The sequence below is a fragment of the Mesorhizobium sp. W050 genome (genome assembly GCF_054719535.1).
The window spans coordinates 4,339,860-4,361,591 of the sequence record NZ_JBTTIH010000001.1; the positions used below are offsets into that span (position 1 = coordinate 4,339,860).

The 21,732-nt window shown below is 63.0% G+C and carries 22 protein-coding genes and 1 tRNA gene; 14 read left to right on the forward strand and 9 right to left on the reverse strand.

Annotated features, from left to right (window positions below; genetic code table 11):
- Positions 1-121: 121 nt before the first annotated feature.
- From hisD to ACYG9Y_RS21010, 7 genes are all read left to right on the forward strand, one after another.
- Positions 122-1,414, forward strand: coding sequence for a histidinol dehydrogenase (hisD, locus tag ACYG9Y_RS20980; RefSeq protein WP_023738233.1), 1,293 nt, complete (start codon positions 122-124; stop codon positions 1,412-1,414).
- 6 nt (positions 1,415-1,420) lie between these two features.
- The gene (locus tag ACYG9Y_RS20985; RefSeq protein WP_023669283.1) at positions 1,421-1,906 is read left to right on the forward strand and encodes a UPF0262 family protein; all 486 of its coding nucleotides are present in this window, start codon (positions 1,421-1,423) and stop codon (positions 1,904-1,906) included.
- Positions 1,894-2,358, forward strand: a complete 465-nt coding sequence (locus ACYG9Y_RS20990; RefSeq protein WP_081731224.1) for an arsenate-mycothiol transferase ArsC — start codon at positions 1,894-1,896, stop codon at positions 2,356-2,358. The genes ACYG9Y_RS20985 and ACYG9Y_RS20990 overlap by 13 nt, the downstream gene beginning before the upstream one ends.
- A gap of 185 nt (positions 2,359-2,543) precedes the next feature.
- Positions 2,544-2,762 carry a translation initiation factor IF-1 gene (infA, locus tag ACYG9Y_RS20995; protein WP_006200926.1) on the forward strand — a complete coding sequence of 73 codons (219 nt, stop codon included), beginning with the start codon at positions 2,544-2,546 and terminating at the stop codon, positions 2,760-2,762.
- Positions 2,763-2,781: 19 nt separating this feature from the next.
- Positions 2,782-3,408: a Maf-like protein gene (locus ACYG9Y_RS21000; RefSeq protein ID WP_023681911.1), complete on the forward strand. Its 627-nt coding sequence runs from the start codon at positions 2,782-2,784 to the stop codon at positions 3,406-3,408.
- The gene (gene yacG, locus ACYG9Y_RS21005) at positions 3,405-3,596 is read left to right on the forward strand and encodes a DNA gyrase inhibitor YacG (RefSeq protein WP_023669280.1); all 192 of its coding nucleotides are present in this window, start codon (positions 3,405-3,407) and stop codon (positions 3,594-3,596) included. Before ACYG9Y_RS21000 ends, yacG begins: the two co-directional genes overlap by 4 nt.
- A gap of 214 nt (positions 3,597-3,810) precedes the next feature.
- Positions 3,811-3,886 (forward strand) — tRNA-Phe (locus ACYG9Y_RS21010).
- A 127-nt stretch (positions 3,887-4,013) separates the two neighbouring features.
- Here the strand turns inward: ACYG9Y_RS21010 and ACYG9Y_RS21015 are convergent.
- Positions 4,014-5,099, reverse strand: a complete 1,086-nt coding sequence (locus ACYG9Y_RS21015) for a DUF3616 domain-containing protein (protein WP_198018620.1) — start codon at positions 5,097-5,099, stop codon at positions 4,014-4,016.
- A 360-nt stretch (positions 5,100-5,459) separates the two neighbouring features.
- Between ACYG9Y_RS21015 and ACYG9Y_RS21020 the strand changes: the two genes are divergently transcribed.
- A complete protein-coding gene (locus tag ACYG9Y_RS21020) occupies positions 5,460-6,599 on the forward strand; it encodes a glycoside hydrolase family 25 protein (protein WP_023687388.1) in 1,140 nt (379 codons plus the stop codon).
- A gap of 70 nt (positions 6,600-6,669) precedes the next feature.
- Here ACYG9Y_RS21020 and ACYG9Y_RS21025 read toward each other — a convergent pair whose 3' ends face one another.
- Positions 6,670-6,927 (reverse strand): DUF982 domain-containing protein, encoded by a 258-nt coding sequence (locus tag ACYG9Y_RS21025; RefSeq protein WP_023738231.1) that lies wholly within the window; start codon positions 6,925-6,927, stop codon positions 6,670-6,672.
- A 497-nt stretch (positions 6,928-7,424) separates the two neighbouring features.
- Here ACYG9Y_RS21025 and ACYG9Y_RS21030 point away from each other — a divergent pair, with 497 nt between their 5' ends.
- Positions 7,425-7,883 carry a hypothetical protein gene (locus ACYG9Y_RS21030; protein WP_023669674.1) on the forward strand — a complete coding sequence of 153 codons (459 nt, stop codon included), beginning with the start codon at positions 7,425-7,427 and terminating at the stop codon, positions 7,881-7,883.
- An 89-nt stretch (positions 7,884-7,972) separates the two neighbouring features.
- Here the strand turns inward: ACYG9Y_RS21030 and ACYG9Y_RS21035 are convergent, their stop codons facing one another.
- Complete coding sequence (locus ACYG9Y_RS21035) at positions 7,973-8,182, reverse strand: DUF768 domain-containing protein (protein ID WP_023669673.1); 210 nt, start codon at positions 8,180-8,182, stop codon at positions 7,973-7,975.
- A 28-nt stretch (positions 8,183-8,210) separates the two neighbouring features.
- Positions 8,211-8,372 (reverse strand): hypothetical protein, encoded by a 162-nt coding sequence (locus ACYG9Y_RS21040; protein ID WP_023669672.1) that lies wholly within the window; start codon positions 8,370-8,372, stop codon positions 8,211-8,213.
- 148 nt (positions 8,373-8,520) lie between these two features.
- Here ACYG9Y_RS21040 and ACYG9Y_RS21045 point away from each other — a divergent pair, with 148 nt between their 5' ends.
- Positions 8,521-9,273, forward strand: a complete 753-nt coding sequence (locus tag ACYG9Y_RS21045; protein ID WP_023738230.1) for a pseudouridine synthase — start codon at positions 8,521-8,523, stop codon at positions 9,271-9,273.
- Positions 9,274-9,295: 22 nt separating this feature from the next.
- Here ACYG9Y_RS21045 and ACYG9Y_RS21050 read toward each other — a convergent pair whose 3' ends face one another.
- On the reverse strand, positions 9,296-9,877 hold the full coding sequence (locus ACYG9Y_RS21050; RefSeq protein WP_023703410.1) for a histidine phosphatase family protein: 582 nt from the start codon (positions 9,875-9,877) through the stop codon (positions 9,296-9,298).
- Positions 9,878-10,015: 138 nt separating this feature from the next.
- A complete protein-coding gene (locus ACYG9Y_RS21055) occupies positions 10,016-11,350 on the reverse strand; it encodes a dicarboxylate/amino acid:cation symporter (protein ID WP_023738229.1) in 1,335 nt (444 codons plus the stop codon).
- 230 nt (positions 11,351-11,580) lie between these two features.
- Between ACYG9Y_RS21055 and ACYG9Y_RS21060 the strand changes: the two genes are divergently transcribed.
- From ACYG9Y_RS21060 to ACYG9Y_RS21070, 3 genes are all read left to right on the forward strand, one after another.
- On the forward strand, positions 11,581-13,440 hold the full coding sequence (locus tag ACYG9Y_RS21060) for a sensor histidine kinase (RefSeq protein ID WP_023738228.1): 1,860 nt from the start codon (positions 11,581-11,583) through the stop codon (positions 13,438-13,440).
- Positions 13,437-14,786: a sigma-54-dependent transcriptional regulator gene (locus ACYG9Y_RS21065; protein WP_023738227.1), complete on the forward strand. Its 1,350-nt coding sequence runs from the start codon at positions 13,437-13,439 to the stop codon at positions 14,784-14,786. The genes ACYG9Y_RS21060 and ACYG9Y_RS21065 overlap by 4 nt, the downstream gene beginning before the upstream one ends.
- 185 nt (positions 14,787-14,971) lie before the next feature.
- Positions 14,972-15,319, forward strand: coding sequence for a hypothetical protein (locus ACYG9Y_RS21070; protein WP_032885862.1), 348 nt, complete (start codon positions 14,972-14,974; stop codon positions 15,317-15,319).
- A gap of 17 nt (positions 15,320-15,336) precedes the next feature.
- Here ACYG9Y_RS21070 and ggt read toward each other — a convergent pair whose 3' ends face one another.
- The 3 genes from ggt to ACYG9Y_RS21085 all read right to left on the reverse strand — a co-directional run bounded on the left by ggt (position 15,337) and on the right by ACYG9Y_RS21085 (position 20,715).
- Positions 15,337-17,076, reverse strand: a complete 1,740-nt coding sequence (gene ggt, locus ACYG9Y_RS21075) for a gamma-glutamyltransferase (RefSeq protein ID WP_023681919.1) — start codon at positions 17,074-17,076, stop codon at positions 15,337-15,339.
- A 136-nt stretch (positions 17,077-17,212) separates the two neighbouring features.
- Positions 17,213-18,505: an L-rhamnose catabolism isomerase gene (rhaI, locus tag ACYG9Y_RS21080; RefSeq protein ID WP_023681920.1), complete on the reverse strand. Its 1,293-nt coding sequence runs from the start codon at positions 18,503-18,505 to the stop codon at positions 17,213-17,215.
- A 107-nt stretch (positions 18,506-18,612) separates the two neighbouring features.
- Positions 18,613-20,715: a bifunctional rhamnulose-1-phosphate aldolase/short-chain dehydrogenase gene (locus ACYG9Y_RS21085; RefSeq protein ID WP_023681921.1), complete on the reverse strand. Its 2,103-nt coding sequence runs from the start codon at positions 20,713-20,715 to the stop codon at positions 18,613-18,615.
- Positions 20,716-20,898: 183 nt separating this feature from the next.
- Here ACYG9Y_RS21085 and ACYG9Y_RS21090 point away from each other — a divergent pair, with 183 nt between their 5' ends.
- Positions 20,899-21,702 (forward strand): DeoR/GlpR family DNA-binding transcription regulator, encoded by an 804-nt coding sequence (locus tag ACYG9Y_RS21090; RefSeq protein WP_460223140.1) that lies wholly within the window; start codon positions 20,899-20,901, stop codon positions 21,700-21,702.
- Positions 21,703-21,732: the final 30 nt, after the last annotated feature.

Sequence of the window (21,732 nt, forward strand, 5' to 3'; positions counted from 1 at the left end):
AAAGTGGGTGCCGGTTTTTGTTGGACAAAACGGGAATCGTTTGTCCAGAGATCTTGCTCCAACAAAGGGTTAGATCGTGATGAGATTTCAACCAAGTCTCATCACGATCTAGACGCAGCCGATGGCCATTACGCTTATCCAGTCCGATGCCGGTTTCGAGCAGCGTTTCGCCGCCTTCCTGACCACCAAGCGGGAGGTATCGGAGGACGTCGACACTGCCGTGCGCGCCATCATTGCGCGGGTTCGTGCCGAGGGCGACGCTGCCCTGGTCGACTACACGCTGAAATTCGACAAGGCCGACCTCAATAGCCTCGGCATTGCCGTGTCGAAGGACGACATCGCGCAGGCCTACAAAGACGCCGATCCGCAGACGGTCGATGCGCTCAAGTTCGCGCGCGACCGCATCCGATCCCATCACGAGCGACAAATGCCCAAGGATGATCGCTATACCGATGCCGCCGGGGTCGAGTTGGGTTCGCGCTGGACGGCGATCGAGGCGGTCGGGCTCTATGTGCCGGGCGGCACGGCAAGCTATCCAAGCTCGGTGCTGATGAACGCCGTGCCGGCCAGGGTGGCGGGCGTCGAGCGCATCGTCATTGTCGTGCCGGCGCCGGGCGGCATCATCAATCCGCTGGTGCTGGTGGCAGCCGATATATCAGGCGTTTCGGAGATTTACCGCGTCGGCGGCGCGCAGGCGATTGCCGCCCTTGCCTATGGCACGCAGACGATCCGGCCGGTCGCCAAGATCGTCGGACCGGGCAATGCCTATGTCGCCGCCGCCAAGCGCCAGGTGTTCGGCACGGTCGGCATCGACATGATTGCCGGACCGTCTGAAGTGCTGGTGGTGGCCGACGGCAGCAACGATCCCGACTGGATCGCCGCCGATCTTCTGGCGCAGGCCGAGCACGACGTGTCGGCGCAATCGATCCTGATCACCAACGATCCTGCGTTCGGAAAAGCAGTCGAACAGGCGGTCGAGCGCCAATTGCTGAGCCTGCCGCGCGCCGAGACGGCGGCTGCCAGCTGGCGCGATTTCGGCGCGGTGATCCTGGTGGAGACCATCGAAGCCGCGCTGCCGCTGGTCGACCGCATCGCCGCCGAACATGTGGAACTCGCCATCGACGATGCCGAGGGCTTCCTGGCCAGGATGCGCAATGCGGGTGCTGTGTTTCTGGGACGCCATACGCCCGAAGCCATCGGCGACTATGTCGGCGGCTCCAACCACGTGCTGCCGACGGCGCGTTCGGCGCGCTTCTCTTCGGGCCTGTCGGTGCTCGATTTCGTCAAGCGCACCTCGATCCTGAAGCTCGGGCCGGAGCAGCTGAGAGCACTTGCGCCGGCGGCGATTGCGCTGGCCAAGGCGGAAGGCCTCGACGCGCATGGCCGCTCCGTCGCCATCCGGCTGAACATGTAGGCGGCGATGGCGGACGGCGATCAAACCCGCGCAAGGCTGATCGATGTCGAGCTCGACGAGTCGATCGGCCGTTCGACGCCCGATGTCGAACATGAGCGCGCGGTGGCGATCTTCGACCTGATCGAAGAAAACAGCTTTCAGCCGGTCAATGATGACGGCGCCGGGCCTTATCGGCTGAAGCTCTCGCTGGCCGAATCCCGGCTGGTGTTTGCGGTCGCCCGCGAGGATGGTGCTGATGTCGTCACCCATATCCTGTCGCTGACGCCGCTCAGGCGCATCGTCAAGGACTACTACCTGATCTGCGAAAGCTATTACGACGCCATCCGCTCCTCGACGCCAAGCCATATCGAGGCGATCGACATGGGCCGGCGCGGCCTGCACAATGAAGGCTCGCAGACGTTGATGGACCGGCTGGCCGGCAAGATCGACATCGACTTCGACACGGCGCGGCGGCTGTTCACGCTGGTCTGCGTGCTGCACTGGCGGGGTTAGACCTGACTGCGGCGCCCCGCTCGATCCTGTTTTTGTGCGGCATGAACGCCGTGCGCTCACCGATGGCCGAGCAGCTGGCGCGGCGCATGCTGCCGCCGGCCACTTTCGTCGCCTCTGCCGGCGTGCACAGGGGCGAGCGCGATCCGTTCGTCGACGCGGTGCTGGCCGAAGAGGGCCTGACGCTGGGCGAGCGCCAGCCGCGCTCGATGGACGATCTCGAGGACGATTATTTCGACCTGATCGTCACCCTGGCGCCCGAAGCCCACCACGCCGCGCTCGAGCTCACCCGCTCGCTTGCCGTCGACGTCGAATACTGGCCGATGCCGGATCCGACCGATGTCGGCGGCAGGCGCGAGCAGATCATGGCCAGCTATCGCGACGTGAGAGAACGGCTGAAAGCGCGCATCAGCCGACGTTTTCTGCTTCCGGAGGTAAAAAACGCGGCGGATTGATGCATGTCGCTCAAAAGCGGTCCCGGTTTTGAGACAACGACATGCATAAAACGAAAGCTTGGAGCGCGTCGCTTATGACGCGATCTAAGCGTGTTCACAAGCGCACGATTATCATATAGGTTCCGCCGAAATTCCGGCCTGGGCGCTCCAGGGCGCCGGAACTGCAATCCAAGCAAAGGTATCGAATGCCGAAGGAAGAAGTCCTCGAGTTTCCGGGTGTCGTGACGGAATTGTTGCCCAACGCGATGTTCCGGGTGAAGCTCGAAAACGAACACGAGATCATCGCCCATACGGCCGGCCGCATGCGCAAGAACCGCATCCGTGTGCTGACCGGCGACAAGGTCCTGGTCGAGATGACGCCCTATGACCTGACCAAGGGCCGCATCACCTACCGTTTCAAGTAACAGTCCGGCGCGAACCGCGATGAGCATCCTGCAGAAGCTCGTGCTTGCCTCTGGTTCGCCGCGCCGGATCGAACTGTTGCAACAGGCCGGCATCGAGCCGGACCGAGTGCTGCCAGCCGATGTCGACGAAACGCCGCTGCGCGCCGAACATCCGCGCTCGCTGGCCAAGCGGCTGTCGAAGGAAAAGGCCGAGAAGGCGCTGGCCTCGCTGAAAAGCGAGGAAGACTATGCGCCAAGTTTCGTGCTGGCCGCCGATACGGTGGTCGCGGTCGGACGCCGCATCCTGCCCAAGGCCGAGACGCTGGACGACGCCGCCAATTGCCTTGGACTGCTTTCGGGCCGTTCGCACCGGGTCTATTCCGGCATCTGCCTGATTACGCCGGGCGGCAAGCTGCGCCAAAGGCTGGTTGAATCCAGGGTACGCTTCAAGCGGCTTCCACGCGAGGAGATCGACGCCTATGTCGCCTCCGGCGAATGGCGCGGCAAGGCCGGCGGCTATGCCGTCCAGGGTCTCGCCGGTTCGTTCGTCGTCAAGCTGGTCGGCTCCTATACCAACATTGTCGGCCTGCCGCTCTACGAGACGGTGGCGCTGCTTTCGGGCGAAGGCTTCAAGGTCCACACCAGCTGGCATACCGCGCGGCCATGAGCCTGGACGATAAGGTCACACCACTGCGCCCGAAGCGCCCCTGCCCCGAATGCGGCAAGCCGTCGGCGCGCGAGACCTATCCGTTCTGCTCGAAGCGCTGCAAGGACATCGACCTCAACCGCTGGCTGAAGGGCGCCTATGTCATCACCGCGCGGGATGACGAGGACGAGAGCGACGAGCCGAAGTAGGGTTTGGGCGGTGCCGGCCGCGCAATTCCACTTCGCCGACCTTACGCAATTGCTGCTTTGCCGGCGTCGGTATTGTCTGCGACAATTGCCCCGGAAAATCAGCGCTTAGGCGCTGGACAGGCCGGATTCCCGTGCTATAACCCACGCGCTTTCAAGGGGTGCCCCACGGCGCTTTCCTGAAATCCGGTCAGGCGATGTCTCGTTTGCCGGCGAGGCCCAGATAGCTCAGTTGGTAGAGCAGCGGACTGAAAATCCGCGTGTCGGTGGTTCGAATCCGCCTCTGGGCACCATCACCCTAGGGTCCATTCCGGACACATAGCTGAGCAATGCCTCCGCGCTGCACATCGCGGTGTCAGCGCCGCCAGTGAGTTGAACTCCGCCTGCAGCCATCCGAAACGCCGCGCCGATTAGCGCCGGTTATTTCAGTCCGAACTCGACCGGCGTCGGCTGACCGCCGGCCGGCCCATCGAACAGCAGAAGCGCGCGCAGCCTGCCATCGGCCTCGCCGAGCGGCAGCAGCGCTTCCGGCTTGATCTCGGCGCCATAGCCTTCGAGATCGAGAAGCTTATCGGCCTGATCGCCATCGGAGAACACTGAGTAGTCGCCGAGCTTGATGGGCTGGCCTTCGGGCGGGTCGTTGACGGGACCGGCGAGCACGAGCAGCTTTCCCTGATAGGCGAGAAGATCGCGCACGCCGCGCGCATGTCCCTCGCCGTCGACTCCGAGTTCCAGCTTCAGCAGGGTCGCGCCGCCCGGCCCGTGATCGAACAGCATGCCGAGCGGCACCGACAGGATGACGGCCCGGTTGCCCTCCAGAACCGGCCCGCGCAGCCCCGCCAAAAGGGCGCCGTCGCGCACCGCCACGCCCTCTATGGTGAGGCCGTTTTCCTCAAGCGGGCTTTGGGCGAAGGGCGCGAGCTCGGGCTGGGCGCGCACGATTGCCGGCAGTTCCGTCGATCGCCTCTTTTCCGGCTCGGCCATGAGCTTGCCGGTCGTCATATCGATCGAATCGGGCGCAAAGCGAATGCGGAAAATCTCACTGCTCGCCATGACCCTCGCCTCGACCTCGGCGGCGGCGTCGACGCCGGATTCATGGCGCGGCCGGCCATATGAACCTATGACATAGAAGGCTCCGCCGGCGAAGGCCACGCCCTCGGCGTCCAGTTCGAGAGGCTTGCCGACGAAACTGTCGTCGATCAGCCGCACGAAATCCCCGGCGATCAGCTTACCGTCCTGCAGGATGATGATCTGTGCCCCTTGCGTCTCGTCATCGGCAATGAGGCAAAGCCGCGGGAAGCCACTTTCCGTCGCGCAGGCAATGCCGCTCACATCCTTGGAATTCTTGCTCTCCGATCCCTCGAGATTCTTCGGCTTGCCTGTCAGCTTGCCCTGGATCGTCCAAGGTTGCGGAGCCTGCGCAAGCGCCGCTCCGCTCCAGCCAACCGCCAGGCACGCAGCCACAAGCGAGGCGCTTAGTTTGCGAGAGTCAATCGACCATGTCATGGCGCTCAATCCATCCGCCGGCCCGTCAAGAACATGCCAAACGCGCGATGCGGCACAGCCGTCGGGAACGGGTGGAGCAGACGATTGACTTGCTTTGTCCGTTTTGAACAGCTTCTTCCGAAGCGCGTCGTATTTAAACGGGATCCTGCGACGCACTTCAAGTCTTTGTCTCGATACACGCTCAATTCCTTCCATGGCATTCAGGTATTTTCGAAGACGCTGAAATAGCCACTGGATTTTTACAATAGATCAAAGTAACCTTCTCCTGTCGGCTTCTCACTTTTGAATGATCGTTGTCTATTTTCGTGCGGCGCAGTAGCACTGTGCTGGGCAAATTCTGGTATTTATGGAGGCACTGGCATGTCAGGCATTGTGCGCGTGTGGATTTTTGGAATGTCGGTGCTTTTCCCGATCGCCATGAATTCGCCGAGTGCCGCGAAATCGCTCGAATGTACCTATGAGGGGCAGGCTGGCGTCGATGGCAGCCGGCTTATCGAAATCAACACAGAGCATTCGAACTATTCTTACCAGATGGTCGCATCAAACCCCGAAGATCTTGAGGCAGAGGGCAGCACTTCCTCTGACGCCACATTCGTTGAACTGGACGGCGCCCTCGCCGCTCTCGTTCATGTGAAAGGTTTGATGCAAGGGGGCGAAATCACCACCGAGACGCCGGCCCTCACAATTTTTTACGCCGGAGCGGACGGTAAGTTCGTGGAGGTGACGGACGGGGCCATCGCCAAGGGTACCTGCGTGGCCGGCAATGGCGAGGAGGCTGCACGGCAAGAGGCGCCTTCCGATACTTCTGATCCTTTTTCAGCGCCTTGGGAAAATTCGCAGAACGCAATCGTGCTCGATCCGTTCAAGGGCAACGGCATCGTCTGGGACAAAGTAAAGACGGACCGGCGCGTCGCCGCGGTTATTCACAAGGCGACGCAGGGGCTCGGCAGAGATTCCGCATATGCCACCCGCAAAGGCGAGGCAAAGGCGCTCGGTCTCAAATGGGGCTCATACCACCTCCTGACAAAAAGCGACGTTGACCGGCAGATCAGCAACTACCTCCAGGTGGTCGGAAACGATACGACAGAGACCCATGCCGTTGATGTGGAATGCCTTTCCACGTCCTCAGACTGCCAGGATGGAACGTTCAAGGTCACTTTCGTGCAGATCGAGAGCGCGCTTCGCAGGATGAAGTCGGAGACTGGACGGTTTCCGCTGCTCTATGTGAACCATTCCGTCGCCAAAGAGCTCTCCCGCCACTGGCACGGCTCGACCGAGTTCGGCGGCGTCCCGCTCTGGTATGCACGCTTCAAGCGGCACGTAACCGACTTCCCCGAAGGGCCTTGGCACGGCTACACGCTCTGGCAATTCTCCAGCGAGATAAACTGCTCTGCTGCTTCCTGCCCATACCGAGTACCGGGGACCGACCCTGACATGGACCTAAATGTCTACGGGGGGACCGTTGCGGCACTTCAGGCAGCGTGGCCTCTCGATCATTGAGTAGGCCGGGAAGCCACGGCCTGTGCCCCACAGCACGATTTGAACTGACTTGAGCGGTGGCCGCTCAAGCCTAGGCGTCGCGTTCAACGAGGATATCGGCCTCGATCGCCGCATTGACGGAGGCAGCGCGGGCATAGTGCGCCTCTTTCAGGCCTTCGAGAACGCCGAGGCAGGCCTTGCGGGCGGCGACGTGATAGCGGCCCGTCTTCGCGGGCCAGCGGTTCATCAGGATGTCGGCGGCCTGCGCCACGCGCTCCACCTTGTAGATGGTGTTTCCGGACCTGCCGAGCGCCACGCGAACCGGCTCATCGACATGCTGGTCTTGCATGCTTCCCCTCCCGAACGCGATCGCGAGTCAATTCGGCATGCACTGAAATGGTTCCAGAAACGAAAGAAGCCCGCCAGCCTGAGCCAGCGGGCTTTCTGTTGATCAGCAAGTCTCGCGCTCAGTGGAGGTCTATATCAAGTCTCGTCAGTGGATGGCGGAACGTCAATGGTTCCGCCGCCACCTGACGTAGGCGAAGCAACATGCGCCGCAAGTTTGCCCTTCCGGTGCAGGACCGGCTTTTCGTATACTTCTTTCATTGAAATATGCCCCAAGGCCCAAACGCCCGGCGCAACCCGCGCCTCCATCAGCCCAATGTCAAGCAAATACGAAAACCGGCGCAACGCGAATGACAGGCTTGCCGCGATAGGAGATGGCGGCGTCCAACATTTGCCGCCCAATGAAATCACTTTGCGCCCATCGGCCAAATGGCGGATTCGCTTTGCTTGGTGATCCCCTCCACCTAGGGCAAACTGCCTGCCGGGGCTGCAGGAGGAGAAATGCGAGCACGCGCAGCTACGATCGGCGATCTCGAAAGTGTCTTCCGTGATCTGTCCACGCGGATGTCGGACGAGTATGTGGCCGCCGGCAAGGACAGCAAGGTCGCCTACGACAATCTGATGATGAATTTGAAGGAAGGCCGAGCGCACGCGCTGGTCGAGGGCGACAAGACGGTGGCGATCGTCGCCTGGCACGAGAACAGCGACGCCGCCGACACGCTGTTTGCCGCGCAGGAGGGTTTCTTCAGCGCCGCGACGGTCCGCTTCTGCAGGCGCCACATCCGCCACATTCAGGCGCTGGCCGGCAACCTTCCCATCCACTCGCGCAGCTGGCTGCAGCGGGCCGACGTCGGCAAATGGTTCCGTGTCATCGGTTATGTCGAACGCGGCCGAGAGAACGGCGCCACTGTGTTCGAATTGCCGCCGGCACGGGGAGCGTCAGCTGCGCGGGCTGCCTAGGGCTGCGCACCCACGGATGCCATCACGGAAAAGCCCCCGCCAGGATGGCGATGGGCCAATATCGCCTGCAATGGGCTCATATCGGGGGCTCAGATATCGGGCTGATCCAGCGCCTCGAAAATCACCCGTTCCAGCGGACCGAGATCCTCTTCGATCTCGCTGACCTCAAGGCCTAAATGCCGAGCATCCAGGGCAGCTCGCGTGGTTAGGGTTCGAGCCGTTGCCTTGTCGGCAGGCAGTTCGCCCGGCAGGTGCTCGTGGATCCAGCCCTGCAGGAAATCAACGCCGCGCTCGCTCATCGATTTATCCCTTCCGTTATCTGGGGGATCATTCCCCCAGAATGACCCCAGAAGCGACGATCTGAGCCGTCAGGCTGGTGAGCCTGCCTCGCTTCACGAGCGTCGGCTTTTGGTAGATTTTCTTCATGGCGGTGCCTTTCGCGACAAATCGCTCGTCGGCAACAACGTCCGTCGCGGGGCAGCGTTCCATGGCGGGCTGTTGAGCCCGACCCCCTGACACATCGTATTTGAGAACAGCCCCGCTCCCGCGACCCGTGATGTTGATGCCGAGGCAGGTTGCGAAGCCAATGCGGGGCGTGGCATTTGTCGATGCCGATCATTGGGATGGCAAGCAGGACATGGCACGGCCACCAGACATCGCCCGACACCAGGCCGCCAAGGCAGGCGTTAGCCTGAACCGGGCGCTTTCCAAACTCGGCCTGTGTTCGCGCAAGCAGGCCGAGCTGCTGATAGCCGAAGGGCGCGTGCGGGTTGGCGGCAAGGTGGTGCGCGATCCGTCGCTGCGTGTCGATCTCGGCCGCGACCGCATCGCTGTCGACGGCGAGCAGATCGTCGGCGAGGCAAAAGTCTACCTGATGATCAATAAGCCGCGCGGACAGGTCACCACGCGCGATGACCCGCAGGATCGTGGCACCGTCTATGACTGCCTGGTGGAACTGGAGTTGGCTTTCGTGTCGCCGGTCGGCCGCCTCGACAAGGCCAGCGAAGGCCTGTTGCTGATGACCAACGACACGCGCTGGGCCAACCGCCTGCTCGATCCGGCCTCGCATGTCGCCAAGACCTATCATGTGCAGATCGGTATCGCGCCGGACGAAGCGATGCTGGCGCGCTTTCGCGACGGAGCGATCGTCGACGGCGAACTGCTGACCGCAAGTTCGATCGAACTGCTGCGCAGCGGCGGCCGCACTGCCTGGCTGGAAATCGTGCTCGACGAGGGCCGCAACCGCCAGATCCGCCGCCTGCTCGGGGCATTCGATATCGAGGTGCTGAGGCTGGTTCGGGTGGCGATCGGCGGTTTGCAGCTCGGCGAACTCGCCAAGGGCAAGGCGCGGCATCTGACATCGGAGGAATTGGCGGTGCTCGCGCGTTAAGAGGCAGGCTTGCCGCGAAACCCTACTTCTGGTTCCACCTGCGTATCACCGGCTCGCTCAGATCGTGCTCATAGCCGAGGATGCTGAGGCTCGCGGTATCAAGTACGAAGTGCGCACCGCCTTCGGGTGGCAGACCGAGCCAGCGCGCGGCCAGCACGCGCAGGAAATGCGAGCTTGAAAACACCAGCACATTGCCCTCGATTGCCCGCAGCCCGGCGATGATCCTGTCGGCCCTGGCGCCAACATCCGCTACCGACTCGCCGTCGGGACAGCCGTCACGGAACAATTGCCAGCCGGGGCGCTGCACAAGAATCTCCTTGGTCTTAACGCCCTCATAGGCGCCATAGTCCCATTCCTGCAGGTCGTCCTTCTTGACGGCAGCAGCGCCGAAGCCGGCAAGCGTGCAGGTGCTGAAGGCGCGCTGCGACGGGCTCGACCACACCGCCTGGAAGGACAGATCCTTGAGCCGGTCCGCCACGCCGCGAGCCGCCGCCTCGCCCTTTGGCGTCAACGGTATGTCGGTGCGGCCGGTGTGTTTTCCCGAAGCGCTCCACTCCGTCTCGCCGTGACGGACCAGATAGATCTCGGGGTATGCACTGCTCATTCGCCGGCCTTTCGGTTGAAAACCGCCGACATCCTAGCCGGGAAGCTTTGGCCAACACCAGCCGCCATGCGCGCCAAAACAAAAGGCCGCAACGGGCGAACCGGCTGCGGCCTTGTGGCGAACGTCTGCGTTCAGTAATCAGGCGGGCTGCAGATTGCCCGACAGCGCCAGGTCGGCTTCCTCGGACAATGTGCCGGCCATGGCGGCGGCGAACTTGGTCTGGTCGAGTTCGCCTTCCCAGCGCGCCACAACGATCGTCGCCACTGCATTGCCGACGAAATTGGTCAGCGCTCGGCATTCCGACATGAAGCGGTCGACGCCGAGGATCAGTGCCATGCCGGCAACGGGTACCGTAGGCACGACAGAGAGCGTGGCGGCCAGCGTGATAAAGCCGGCGCCGGTGATGCCGGCGGCACCCTTGGAGCTCAGCATGGCAACCAGCAGCAGCAGGATCTGGTCGCCATAGGTGAGCGGCGTGTCGGTCGCCTGGGCGATGAACAGCGCCGCCAGCGTCATGTAGATGTTGGTGCCGTCGAGGTTGAAGGAGTAGCCGGTCGGGATGACCAGCCCGACCACCGAGCGGTTGCAGCCGGCGCGCTCCATCTTGGCCATCAGGCCGGGAAGAGCGGCTTCCGAGGACGAGGTGCCGAGCACCAGCAGCAGCTCTTCCTTGATGTAGCGGATCAAGGCGAGGATCGAGAAGCCGTTGTACCAAGCGACAGCGCCGAGCACGACCAGCACGAAGAGCAGCGACGTCAGGTAGAAGGTGCCGATCAGAAAGGCGAGGTTGGCAATCGCGCCGATGCCGTATTTGCCGACGGTGAAGGCCATGGCGCCGAAGGCGCCGATAGGGGCGGCCTTCATCAGGATGGCGACCAGGCGGAAGATAGGCGAGGTCAGCGCCTGCAGGAAATCGACGACCGGGCGGCCGCGCTCGCCGACCAGAGCGAGAGAGATGCCGAACAGCACCGAGAAGAACAGCACTTGCAGAATGTCGCCTTGCGCGAAGGCGCCGGTGATGGTGTCGGGGATGATGTTGAGCAGGAAGCCGACGATGGTCGTGTCATGCGCCTTCTCGGTGAAGGTGGCGACCTTCGAGGGGTCGAGCGTCGCCGCATTGATGTGCATGCCAGCGCCCGGTTGGACGACGTTGGAGACGACCATGCCGACGACCAGCGCCAGGGTCGAAAAGACCAGGAAATAGATCATCGCCTTGCCGGCGACGCGGCCAACCTTTTTCAGGTCGGAGACGCCGGCAATGCCGGTGGTCACCGTCAGGAAGATGACCGGCGCGATCACCATCTTGACCAGCTTGATGAAGGCATCGCCGAGCGGCTTCAGCGAAGCACCGAGTTCGGGATAGAAATGACCGAGCAGCACGCCGGCGGCGATCGCCGTCAGGACCTGCACGTAGAGATGACGGTAAAAGGGTAGCTTGCCGCGCGGTTCGGCGGCAGCGAATGCTGGCTGCATGACGTCCTCCATGGCGCCCCGATCGAAAGCTCGACCTCCCGGGGCAGTTGTTTTCCGCAGCCTTGCGACTGCTGTATTGGTCACTGCAACTGCCGTGCCAGACTGTGCGGCATACCGCAGCCATTGATTTTGTTGGGTATTCGTCCGATCGAGGCTGCTGCCGCTCAACGCAAGTGCGGACATCCGCATGACTGAATTGTGCTTTGTGCGAAATCATGCACAAATAGGGAATGCTGCAACGCCCTGCCGCGGTCCTGTCGCCGACGCCCGAGCAACTCGGCAAACGCGCGCGTCGCGCCTGGCTGCTGTTTGCGGCGATCGCGCTGGTGATCGTTGCCACGGCGCTCACCGGCGCCGGCCTCTACGCGCGCCGCGCCGAGGTCGCGGCACTGGCGGCGCAAGGCCGCACCGATGCCAATCTGAAGGTTGCGTTGCTGCGCGCCGTGCTGGAAAGCCCGCGGGCGCTGCCGCTGCTCTTGTCCGAGGACCAGCAGGTGCATGACGCCCTGCAGAACAAGGGCGCTGTCACGATCGACGTGCTCAACCGCAAGCTCGAAGGGCTGGTCTCCGGCACCAAGGCTTCGGTGCTTTACGTCACCGGCGTCGACGGGTTTGCGATCGCCTCCAGCAACTGGCGCGAAACAACCAGCTTCGTCGGCAACGACTATGGTTTCCGCGCCTATTTCTCCGGCGCCATGCAATCGAGAACGGCCGAATATTTTGCGCTGGGCAACATCAGCAAGCGCCCGGGCCTCTATATTTCGCGTCGCGTCGGCAATGCGGCGGCACCGCTCGGCGTCGTCGTCGTTAAGATGGAATTCGACCAGCTTGAAGCCGACTGGCATGAGGCCAACCGGCCGGCCTATGTCAGCGACGACCACGGCGTCGTGCTGATCACCAGCGTGCCGTCCTGGCGCTTCATGACCACCGCGCCGCTGACCGGCCCGGTGGCTGCCGCCATCCGGAGCAGCCAGCAATTCGGCAACGCGCCGCTGATCCCCTTGCCGATCACACGCCCCGAGGCATTGAGCCCTGACGTGTCGATGGTGCATGCGATAACACCGGGCGGCAGCGATGCCGAATATCTCAGGCTTTCGACACTGGTCCAATCGACGCCATGGCGGCTCGATTATCTCGTGCCGGTCGAAGCGCCGATCGCGGCTGCGGTGCGTGAGATGCGGCTGCTGGCGCTGGGCGTTGTGGTGCCGTTGCTGGCGCTGGCCGGCTACCTCCTGTGGCGCCGTCAGTCGGCGCAGATGCGCATCGCCGCCGAACAGGCAGCGCGCATCGAGCTCGAGCGCCGCGTCGTCGAGCGTACGCATGACCTCAGCCTGGCTCGCGACCGGCTGCAGGCCGAGATCACCGATCACCGCAGCACCGAAGCCAAGCTGCAGGTCATGCAGCAGGAATTGGTGCAGGCCAACCGTCTTGCTACCCTCGGCCAGGTTGCCGCCGGCGTCGCGCATGAGATCAACCAGCCGGTGGCGACCATCCGCGCCTATGCCGACAATGCGCGTGTGTTCCTGGAGCGCAAGCAGACCGCCTCGGCCGAGGAGAACCTTGGAGCGATTGCCGCGCTGACCGAGCGCATCGGCGGCATCACCGAAGAGTTGAAGGTCTTTGCCCGCAAGGGGCGCACGGCAGCCGAACCGGTCGAACTGCGCGGCGTCATCGAGGGCGCCGTGGTGCTGCTCAGAAGCCGCTTTGCCGGCCGGCTGGACGCGCTCGATATCACGCTGCCGCCGGTAACGCTCAAGGTGATGGGCAACCGGCTGCGGCTCGAACAGGTGCTGATCAACCTGTTCCAGAATGCGCTGGAAGCGCTGGACGGGCGCGACGGCGCCAGGGTGCAGGTGTCGGCCCAGGAGACGGCCGACGGCGTGGCGCTTGCCGTCGCCGACAATGGGCCGGGCATTTCGCCTGCCATCCTCAAGTCATTGTTCACGCCGTTCAACACCTCGAAGGAAAAAGGCCTGGGGCTCGGCCTCGTCATCTCGCAGGACATCGTCGCCGATTATGGCGGGCGCATCGAGGTGGCGAGCGGCCAGGCCGGCACGCGCTTTACCATTCACCTCGCCAGGGCAGCATGATGGACACCGCACCGGTCGTATTGATCGACGACGACAGCGAATTGCTGAGGGCCACTCGGCAGACGCTGGAACTCGCTGGTTTTTCCGTCTCGGCCTTTGCGGTGGCGGCCGAGGCGCTGGCCGGGCTCGACGCCAATTTTCCCGGCGTGGTGGTGTCCGACATCCGCATGCCCGGCATTGACGGCCTGCAGCTCTTCGACCGCGTCTTGCAGCTTGATGCCGACATTCCGGTCATCCTGGTCACCGGGCATGGCGACATCGCGGTTGCGGTCAAGGCGATCAAGGATGGCGCCTACGACTTCATCACCAAGCCTTTCGCCGCCGACCGGCTGGCGCAAAGTGTGGCTCGGGCGGCGGAAAAGCGCCGGCTGGTGATGGAGAACCGCGCCTTGCGCGAAAGCGCCGAACAGGCGCAGGACGGCCTGCCGCTGATCGGGCAGACGCCGGCGATGCAGCGATTGCGCCGCACGCTGCGGCAAATCGCCGACACCGATGTCGACGTGCTGGTGACCGGCGAGACCGGCTCCGGCAAGGAGGTGGTGGCGAGCCTGCTGCACCGCTGGAGCCGCCGCGCCAAGGGCAATTTCGTGGCGCTGAATTGCGGCACGCTGCCGGACACGGTCATTGAAAGCGAGCTGTTCGGCCATGAGGCAGGCGCCTTCACCGGCGCACAGAAGAAGCGCATCGGCCGCATCGAGCATTCGAGCGGCGGCACGCTGTTCCTCGACGAGATCGAAAGCATGCCGGCCTCGACCCAGGTGCAGATGCTGCGGGTGCTGGAAATGCGCGAGGTGACGCCGCTCGGCACCAATGAAATCCGGCCGGTCGACCTGCGCGTCGTCGCCGCCGCCAAGGTCGATCTCGGCGATGCCAGCCGGCGCGGCGCCTTCCGCGAGGATCTCTACTACCGGCTCAATGTGGTGACGATCTCGATCCCGCCGCTGCGCGAACGCCGCGACGACGTCGCCCTGCTGTTCTTCTACTTCGCCGAGCGTGCAGCCGCCCGCTTCCGCCGGCAAATGCCAGCAGTGCCTGCCTCAGTGCACCGCCATCTGAGCCAGCACGACTGGCCGGGCAATGTGCGTGAACTCGCGCATTTCGCCGAGCGTTTCGTGCTGGGACTCGAGGAAGCGGCGCAAGCGCCACCTTCCGCCCCGGCGGAGCCGGATGACGCCAGCTCACTGCCGGAACGGCTGGAACGCTATGAAGCCAATGTCATCCGCGAGGCGCTTGGCCGGAATGACGGCGATGTCCGGCGCACGATTGAAGCGCTCGGCATTCCGCGCAAGACCTTCTACGACAAGCTGCAGCGGCACGGCATCGTGCGCAGCGATTTTTCCAGGTAATTCATTTTCCAGGTAATTCAGGCGTGTGGACCCGAAAGCAGGGTAGATTTTGTGAACCGGCGCAAAAAAACCGTGGCAAGTCGGCATCAGAAAGTGTTGAAGACCGCATCGGCGGCCTTCGGCACGGCGCGATCCGGTTGCGCTCGGCAGATGTTGATGATTTGTTGCCGGTCAGCGGAGAATGAATGATGCGAGAACCTGTCGGTCAAGATGAATATGGATCGACCAATCCGTTCGATCCGGACGATCTGACGAATTTGAACGCGATCGGCCCGGCCATGGGCGGCGGCAACGACTTCGAGAAATACGCCGTTGCCGTGATCATCGTCTTCGGCGCGCTGATCATTGGCGGGCTGATGGCCGCTTCCATGACCTTTGGTCACCGGAACGGCTTCCTGTTTGCGCTTGGCGGCGCAACCGCGGCCTGGATATCGGGCAATGCGCTGCTCCTCGACCGTCCCCGCATCTACGCGGCGTTCGTCGTGATCGCCGCGCTGATGCTCGTCGGGTCGACGCTTACGCTCGTCCTCTGATTAATCTCTTGTTTTGATCAGTAGCCAATCGCCTCGCCGGATGCGGCGCGGCTGTCGATGGCGCCGTTGTAGCGGGCGCCGCCGCCCTTCTCGATTTCCGCCAGGCTCTTGCCGCCGACAAGAATGCCGGCAGCCTGACCCCAGGTAGAATCCGCGAGATCGAGGTGGTAGCCCATGCCGGCCAGCAGTTTTTCCGTGTCGGGCGACAGGCCGAAGGGTTCGACATAGATCGTGTCGGGCAGCCATTGATGGTGGATGCGCGATGCGTCGATCGCCTCCTGGATGTTCATGCCGTGGTCGATGACGTTGACGATGGCTTCCAGCGTGATGGTGATGATGCGCGAGCCGCCGGGGCTGCCGATAACCATGAACGGCTTGCCGTCCTTGGCGACGATGGTCGGGCTCATCGATGACAGCGGCGTCTTCTTCGGCTGGATGGCATTGGCCTCTCCCTGCACGAGACCGTAGAGGTTGGGCACGCCAGGCTTCTGGGTGAAATCATCCATCTCGTTGTTGAGCAGGATGCCGGTGCCGTCCGCGACCACGCCGGCGCCGAACGAGCCGTTCAGCGTATAGGTGACCGCGACCGCATTGCCGTCATCGTCGATGATCGAATAGTGCGTCGTTTCCTTCGACTCGCCGAAGCCCTTCGGCATCAAATTTTGCGAGACGCCGGCGCGGAACGGGTCGATCTTGTCGCGGGTCTCCTTGGCGTAACCCTTGTCGAGCAGTTTCGAGACCGGATTGTCGACGAAATCGGGATCGCCGAGCGCCGAGTTGCGGTCCACATAGGCGTAACGCATCGCCTCGACCATGACATGCACCGTCTCGGCCGAGCCGGCGCCGAGATAGGACAGCGGGTAGCCCTCCAGCACGTTGAGGATTTCGCAGATGATAACGCCGCCGGAGCTTGGCGGCGGCGAGGACGTGATCTCATAGCCGCGATAGGTGCAGCTCACCGGTTGCAGCTCGCGTATCTTATATTGCTCGAAGTCTGCCTTGGCCAGAATGCCGCCCCTGGCGCCGCTCGCCTTGACGATGGCGTCGGCAATGGCGCCTTTGTAGAAGGCGTCGGCGCCTTTTTCGGAGATGGCGGCGAGCGAGGCTGCAAGATCGGGCTGGAGGAGACGCTCGCCGGCGCCATAGGGTTTGCCGTCCGGCTTCAGGAAGATGGCGGCGGCGGCAGGGTCCTTCGCCAGCCGTGCGACATTGCTTGCGAATGAAGCAGCGTCGCCCTGGTCGAGGATGAAGCCATCCTTGGCATAGGCAATTGCCGGCGCCATCAAATCCTGGCGTGGCAGCGTGCCATATTTTTCACGAGCCATCTCGAACCCTGCCACGGAGCCCGGTACGCCGACCGCGAGGTAGCCATCAAGGCTGGCGCCCTTCACCGGATTGCCGTCCTTGTCGAGATACATGGTCTTGGTTGCCGCCAGCGGCGCGCGCTCGCGGAAATCGAGGAAGGTCGATTTGCCGTCCTTGAAGCGGATGGTCATGAACCCGCCACCGCCGATATTGCCGGCATTGGGGTAGACGACGGCGAGCGCATAGCCGACGGCGACCGCCGCATCGACGGCATTGCCGCCCTTCTTCAGCACCTCGACGCCGGCTTCCGACGCCAGATGCTGGGCGGTGACGACCATGCCGTGCTCGCCCTTCGCCGGTTGAGGCGAGGCGGCATGGAGCGCGCCGGATGGCGCGAGCGCAATTGCGAGCGAAAGGGTGACGCCAATCAGCGTCCGGCGGGTCAAGGGCATGGCGGTGCTCCAAGTGCAGTGTGCCTAGAAGACCTACATGGAGCGGCCGAGTCCATCATCAATGTGAGCGAACATTGGTGTTCGCCTGCTGGCGGAGGCAAGCTGATCTCCCCCCTGTGGTGGAGATTAGCCAATCTCAAACAATCCCGCCTGAACCGGCCACAACCGCCGGCCGTTCCGCCGCGACCTTCGCCCGGTAGCCCGCCGCGCGATATGCGGCGACTGGATCGATGGCGCCGCCTGTGTTCAGCCGCGCCATGGCCAGGATCGGCTCGACATCGGTGCGGTAGGCAGCTTTCAGCGTCTGCGTCGCCATCAGCGCATCATTGCCGTCCTGAAAACCTTCGAGCGCCTTGCGGTCGACCAGCAGCGCCTGCGCATAGGCGCGCTGCACCTCGACTGCCGACAGCATCAGGCTTTCGATCGGGTCGGTGACGTTGTGGCTCTGGTCGAGCATGTGGGCGGGATCGAAACCCTCGGCGCCGGACAGCTCGGCATCGACCAGTTCGTTGAAGACCAGGAACAGCCGGTAGGGATCGATCGAGCCGGCATCGAGGTCGTCGTCGCCATATTTGGAATCGTTGAAGTGGAAGCCGCCGAGTTTCTTGAACTGGATCAGCCGCGACACGATCATCTCGATGTTGACGTTGGGCGCATGGTGGCCGAGGTCGACCAGGCAGTAGGCCTTGTCGCCCAGCTCCTTGGCGATCATGTAATTGGTGCCCCAGTCCTGCACGACCGTGGAGTAGAAAGCCGGCTCGTACATCTTGTGTTCGGTGAACAGTTTCCAGTCGGCGGGCAGTCCGGCATAGATCTCCTTCATGGCGTCGAGATAGCGCTCGAAGGCTTTGGCGAAATTGACCTGGCCGGGGAAATTCGAGCCGTCGCCGATCCACACTGTCAGCGCCCTGGACCCCAGCGTCTTGCCGATCTCGATGCATTCGAGATTGTGCTCGACGGCCTGGCGGCGCGTGCCGGCATCGGCATGCGAAAGCGAGCCGAATTTGTAGGAGAGCGTCTGATCCCTGGCATCCGAAAAGGTGTTGGAGTTCATGGCGTCGAAGCCGAGGCCGAAGCGCGAGGCGGCCTGCTTCAGCCGGTTCGGATCGGCCTTGTCCCACGGGATGTGCAACGAGACGGTCGGTGTCGCCTGCGTCAGTTGGCTGATGACTGCGCAGTCCTCGATCTTGTCGAAAATGTCGCGCGGCTCGCCGGCGCCGGGAAAGCGGGCAAAGCGTGTGCCGCCGGTGCCGACGCCCCAGGACGGAATGGCGACGGCGAATTTCTCGACCTTGCCGCGGATGGCGTCGATGGCGATGCCGCGACGGTCGAGGCGTTCCCCGAGAGAGGCGTAGTCGCGCTCGAGGTCGGGTTTGCGCTGGGCGTTGTGGCTGGAGACGAGATCGGCGGCGATGATGGTTTCGGACAAGTGCTATTCCTCCCAATGCGTTCAGTCAGCGCTGCCCCTCATGCGGCCCTTCGGGCCACCTTCTCCCCTTATAGTGACGGGGAGAAGAGAAGCGCTCCGCCCTTAACTCAGCGCGTAAAGCTCTGCGCGTTGCCGGCGTCGACGTTGATGATGTTGCCGGTGGATTTGGCCGACATGTCGGACGCCAGGAAATAAATCGCTTCGGCAATGTCTTCCGGAAACACCGAGCGCTTCAGCATCGAGCGCGAGCGGTAGTGTTCTTCCAGATCGTCGGTCGACATCTTGTAGGCGGCGGCGCGCTGTTCCTTCCACTCGCCGGTCCAGATCTTCGAACCGCGCAGCACGGCGTCCGGATTCACGACATTGACCCGGATCTGGGCTTCCGCGCCTTCCAGCGCGAGGCAGCGGGCGAGATGGATTTCGGCGGCCTTGGCGGTGCAATAGGCGGCGGCGTTGGGTGACGCGGCAAGGCCGTTCTTGGAGGCGACGAAGACGACATTGCCGCCGATCTTCTGGGCGCGAAACAGCCGGAAGGCTTCGCGCGAGACCAGGAAATAGCCGGTCGACAATATGTCCATGTTCTTGTTCCACAGCGCCAGCGTTGTCTCCTCGATCGGCGCCGAGGAGGCGAGGCCTGCGTTGGAGACGAGAATATCAATGCCGCCGAACTCGACGGCTGTCTGGGCGAAGCCGGAAATCACCTGCTCCTCCGCGGTGACGTTGATCAGCACCGGCCGGACGAAGTCCTTGCCATAGGCTTTCGCCAGTTCGTCGTTGGCGTTGGCAAGTGCGGTCTCGTCGATATCGGCCAGCACGACGCAGGCGCCTTCGCGCAGCAGCCGGCTGGCGGTGGCGCGGCCGATGCCGCCGGCGCCGCCGGTGACCAGCGCGATTTGGCCGGCGAGCGACTTCGGCTTCGGCATGCGCTGCAGCTTCAAATCCTCGAGCAGCCAGTATTCGATGTCGAAGGCCTCCTGCGCCGGCAGGCCGACATAGGACGAAACGGTCGAGGCGCCGCGCATGACATTGATGGCGTTGACGTAGAATTCGCCAGAGATGCGGGCGGTGGCCTTGTCGCCGGCGAAGGTGAACATGCCGACGCCGGGCATCAGGTAGACCACGGCGTTGGGATCGCGGATCGGGGGCGAGTCCGGATGCTTGCAGCTGTCGTAATAGGCCTGGTAGCCGACACGGTACTCAGCGATATCGTCGGCGAGGCGCGCAATTACGGCTTCGACGTCGGGCTTCGCTGGGTCGAACTCGATAACCAGCGGGCGGATTTTTGTGCGCAGGAAATGATCCGGGCATGAGGTACCGAGTGCCGCCAGCGGGCGCAAATCCCTGGAGTTGACGAATTCGAGCACGGCGGCGGAATCGTCGAAATGGCCGAGCTTGTGGCTCTTCTCCGAAATCAGGCCGCGGATCCTCGGCATCAGTCTCGCCGCGATGGCGCGGCGCTCAGCGGCGTCTAGCGATTTGACGACTTCGCCGCCGAAGATGGCGAGACCCTCGGAGCGGCGCTCGAACCATTCGATCGCCTGGTTGATGACCGAAATGGTCGTTTCGTAGCACTCCTTGGGTGTGTCGCCCCAGGTGAACAAGCCGTGGCTTTCGAGGATGACGCCCTTGGCCTCGGGGTGTTCGACGCAGAATTTCTCAAGCCACAGGCCAAGTTCGAAGCCCGGCCGCTTCCATAGCAGCCAGCCGATGGCGTCGCCGAAGATTTCCTTGGTCAGCGCCTTGGAATCCTTGGCCGCGGCAATCGCGATAATGGCATCGGGATGCATGTGATCGACGAACGGCTTCGGCACATAGGCGTGCAGCGGCGTGTCGATCGAGGCCGCGCGCGGGTTGAGATTGAAGGTGCAGTGGGGAAGATAGCCCACCATCTCGTCCTCATGCGCGACGCCACGATAGAGGCCTTTCAGCGCCTGCAGTTTGTCCATGTAGAGCGTGGCGAAACCGTCCAGCTTGATCGAGGCGCTGTCGCCGCCCGAGCCCTTGACCCATAGCACTTCGACTTCGGCGCCGGAGAGCGGGTCCTTCTGCCGGATCTTGGACGAGGTGTTGCCGCCGCCATAATTGGTGACACGCTTGTCGGAGCCGAGCGTGTTGGAGCGATAGACCAGAAGCTCAGGCTCGCTCAGCCCCTTGGCTTTCGCATCGTCCCAAAGGTTGGCAAGGCGCGAGCCGGAGCGCTTGTCGAGCATGATTATCCTCCCTGGGACGCAAAAGGCGCGGTCCATTTTGCCGGAAATGTCTACGCAAGCATCTCGGTTGTCAATCATAAACGATCAAGATCGATCATATTGCACTGCACAATGAAATTATATGAGCGAAAATGATTGACACTGGTGGTTTTCTAGTGCCTCATGACCATGCAGGGAGGAACCATGCACGAAAAAGAGCGCCACAGGATCATTCTGTCCGCCGTCCAGGAAAAGCCTGTGGTGACGGTGCAGGAGATGGTCGACCTGACGGACTCCTCCGAGGCGACGATCCGGCGCGATATCGCGGCTCTTCATGTGCAAAAGCGCCTGCGCCGCGTGCGCGGCGGCGCCGAGGCGATCTCGCCACCGCAGTTCATCGGCCTCGCCGGCCGGCCCTTTTCCGTCAACGAAACGCTTAATGCTTCGCAGAAGCGCGCGATTGCGCGCGAAGCGGTGGAGCTGTGCAAGGACGGCGAGCCGATCATCATCAATGGCGGCACCACCACCTTCCAGATGGTGCATTTCCTGACCGGACGCCGCATGCCGATCTTCACCAATTCGTTCCCCATCGCCGAGCACCTGCTCAAGCATTCGAAGAACACCGTCATGCTGTCGGGCGGCACCATCTACCGCGAGCAGAACATCATCCTCTCGCCCTTCGACAATGACGTGACGCGTAATTTCTACGCGCGCCGCATGTTCATGGGCGCTCAAGGGCTGGGGCCGCTTGGCCTGATGGAAGGCGACCCGCTGCTGATCCAGGCGGAGCAGAAACTGATCGACCAGGCCGACGAACTGGTGGTGCTGGTCAACTCATCGAAATTCCGCCAGCGCTCGAGCCTGATCCTGTGCGGGCTGAAGCGCATCGCCACCGTCATCACCGATGACGGCATCGAGGATCGCGAAGCCAACATGCTGGAGGCCGCGGGTGTGACGATGATCGTCGCCCGCAAGTCGGCAAAGGAAGAATCCTCGCTGCAGGCCTGAGGCCAACCGCAGCGACGATGGAATGCAACG

Bases quoted from the DNA above. Each gene is read 5' to 3' on its own strand.
- ACYG9Y_RS20985 (WP_023669283.1), top strand. From the start codon at position 1,421: ATGGCGGACGGCGATCAAACCCGCGCAAGGCTGATCGATGTCGAGCTC.
- ACYG9Y_RS21090 (WP_460223140.1), top strand. From the start codon at position 20,899: ATGCACGAAAAAGAGCGCCACAGGATCATTCTGTCCGCCGTCCAGGAA.
- ACYG9Y_RS21000 (WP_023681911.1), top strand. From the start codon at position 2,782: ATGAGCATCCTGCAGAAGCTCGTGCTTGCCTCTGGTTCGCCGCGCCGG.
- ACYG9Y_RS21030 (WP_023669674.1), top strand. From the start codon at position 7,425: ATGCGAGCACGCGCAGCTACGATCGGCGATCTCGAAAGTGTCTTCCGT.
- ACYG9Y_RS21025 (WP_023738231.1), bottom strand. From the start codon at position 6,927: ATGCAAGACCAGCATGTCGATGAGCCGGTTCGCGTGGCGCTCGGCAGG.
- ACYG9Y_RS21040 (WP_023669672.1), bottom strand. From the start codon at position 8,372: ATGGAACGCTGCCCCGCGACGGACGTTGTTGCCGACGAGCGATTTGTC.
- ACYG9Y_RS21015 (WP_198018620.1), bottom strand. From the start codon at position 5,099: ATGACATGGTCGATTGACTCTCGCAAACTAAGCGCCTCGCTTGTGGCT.
- hisD (WP_023738233.1), top strand. From the start codon at position 122: ATGGCCATTACGCTTATCCAGTCCGATGCCGGTTTCGAGCAGCGTTTC.
- ACYG9Y_RS21070 (WP_032885862.1), top strand. From the start codon at position 14,972: ATGATGCGAGAACCTGTCGGTCAAGATGAATATGGATCGACCAATCCG.
- infA (WP_006200926.1), top strand. From the start codon at position 2,544: ATGCCGAAGGAAGAAGTCCTCGAGTTTCCGGGTGTCGTGACGGAATTG.
- ACYG9Y_RS21035 (WP_023669673.1), bottom strand. From the start codon at position 8,182: ATGAGCGAGCGCGGCGTTGATTTCCTGCAGGGCTGGATCCACGAGCAC.
- ACYG9Y_RS21050 (WP_023703410.1), bottom strand. From the start codon at position 9,877: ATGAGCAGTGCATACCCCGAGATCTATCTGGTCCGTCACGGCGAGACG.
- ACYG9Y_RS21045 (WP_023738230.1), top strand. From the start codon at position 8,521: ATGGCACGGCCACCAGACATCGCCCGACACCAGGCCGCCAAGGCAGGC.
- ACYG9Y_RS21065 (WP_023738227.1), top strand. From the start codon at position 13,437: ATGATGGACACCGCACCGGTCGTATTGATCGACGACGACAGCGAATTG.
- ggt (WP_023681919.1), bottom strand. From the start codon at position 17,076: ATGCCCTTGACCCGCCGGACGCTGATTGGCGTCACCCTTTCGCTCGCA.
- ACYG9Y_RS21020 (WP_023687388.1), top strand. From the start codon at position 5,460: ATGTCAGGCATTGTGCGCGTGTGGATTTTTGGAATGTCGGTGCTTTTC.
- ACYG9Y_RS21060 (WP_023738228.1), top strand. From the start codon at position 11,581: ATGCTGCAACGCCCTGCCGCGGTCCTGTCGCCGACGCCCGAGCAACTC.
- ACYG9Y_RS21055 (WP_023738229.1), bottom strand. From the start codon at position 11,350: ATGCAGCCAGCATTCGCTGCCGCCGAACCGCGCGGCAAGCTACCCTTT.
- yacG (WP_023669280.1), top strand. From the start codon at position 3,405: ATGAGCCTGGACGATAAGGTCACACCACTGCGCCCGAAGCGCCCCTGC.
- ACYG9Y_RS21085 (WP_023681921.1), bottom strand. From the start codon at position 20,715: ATGCTCGACAAGCGCTCCGGCTCGCGCCTTGCCAACCTTTGGGACGAT.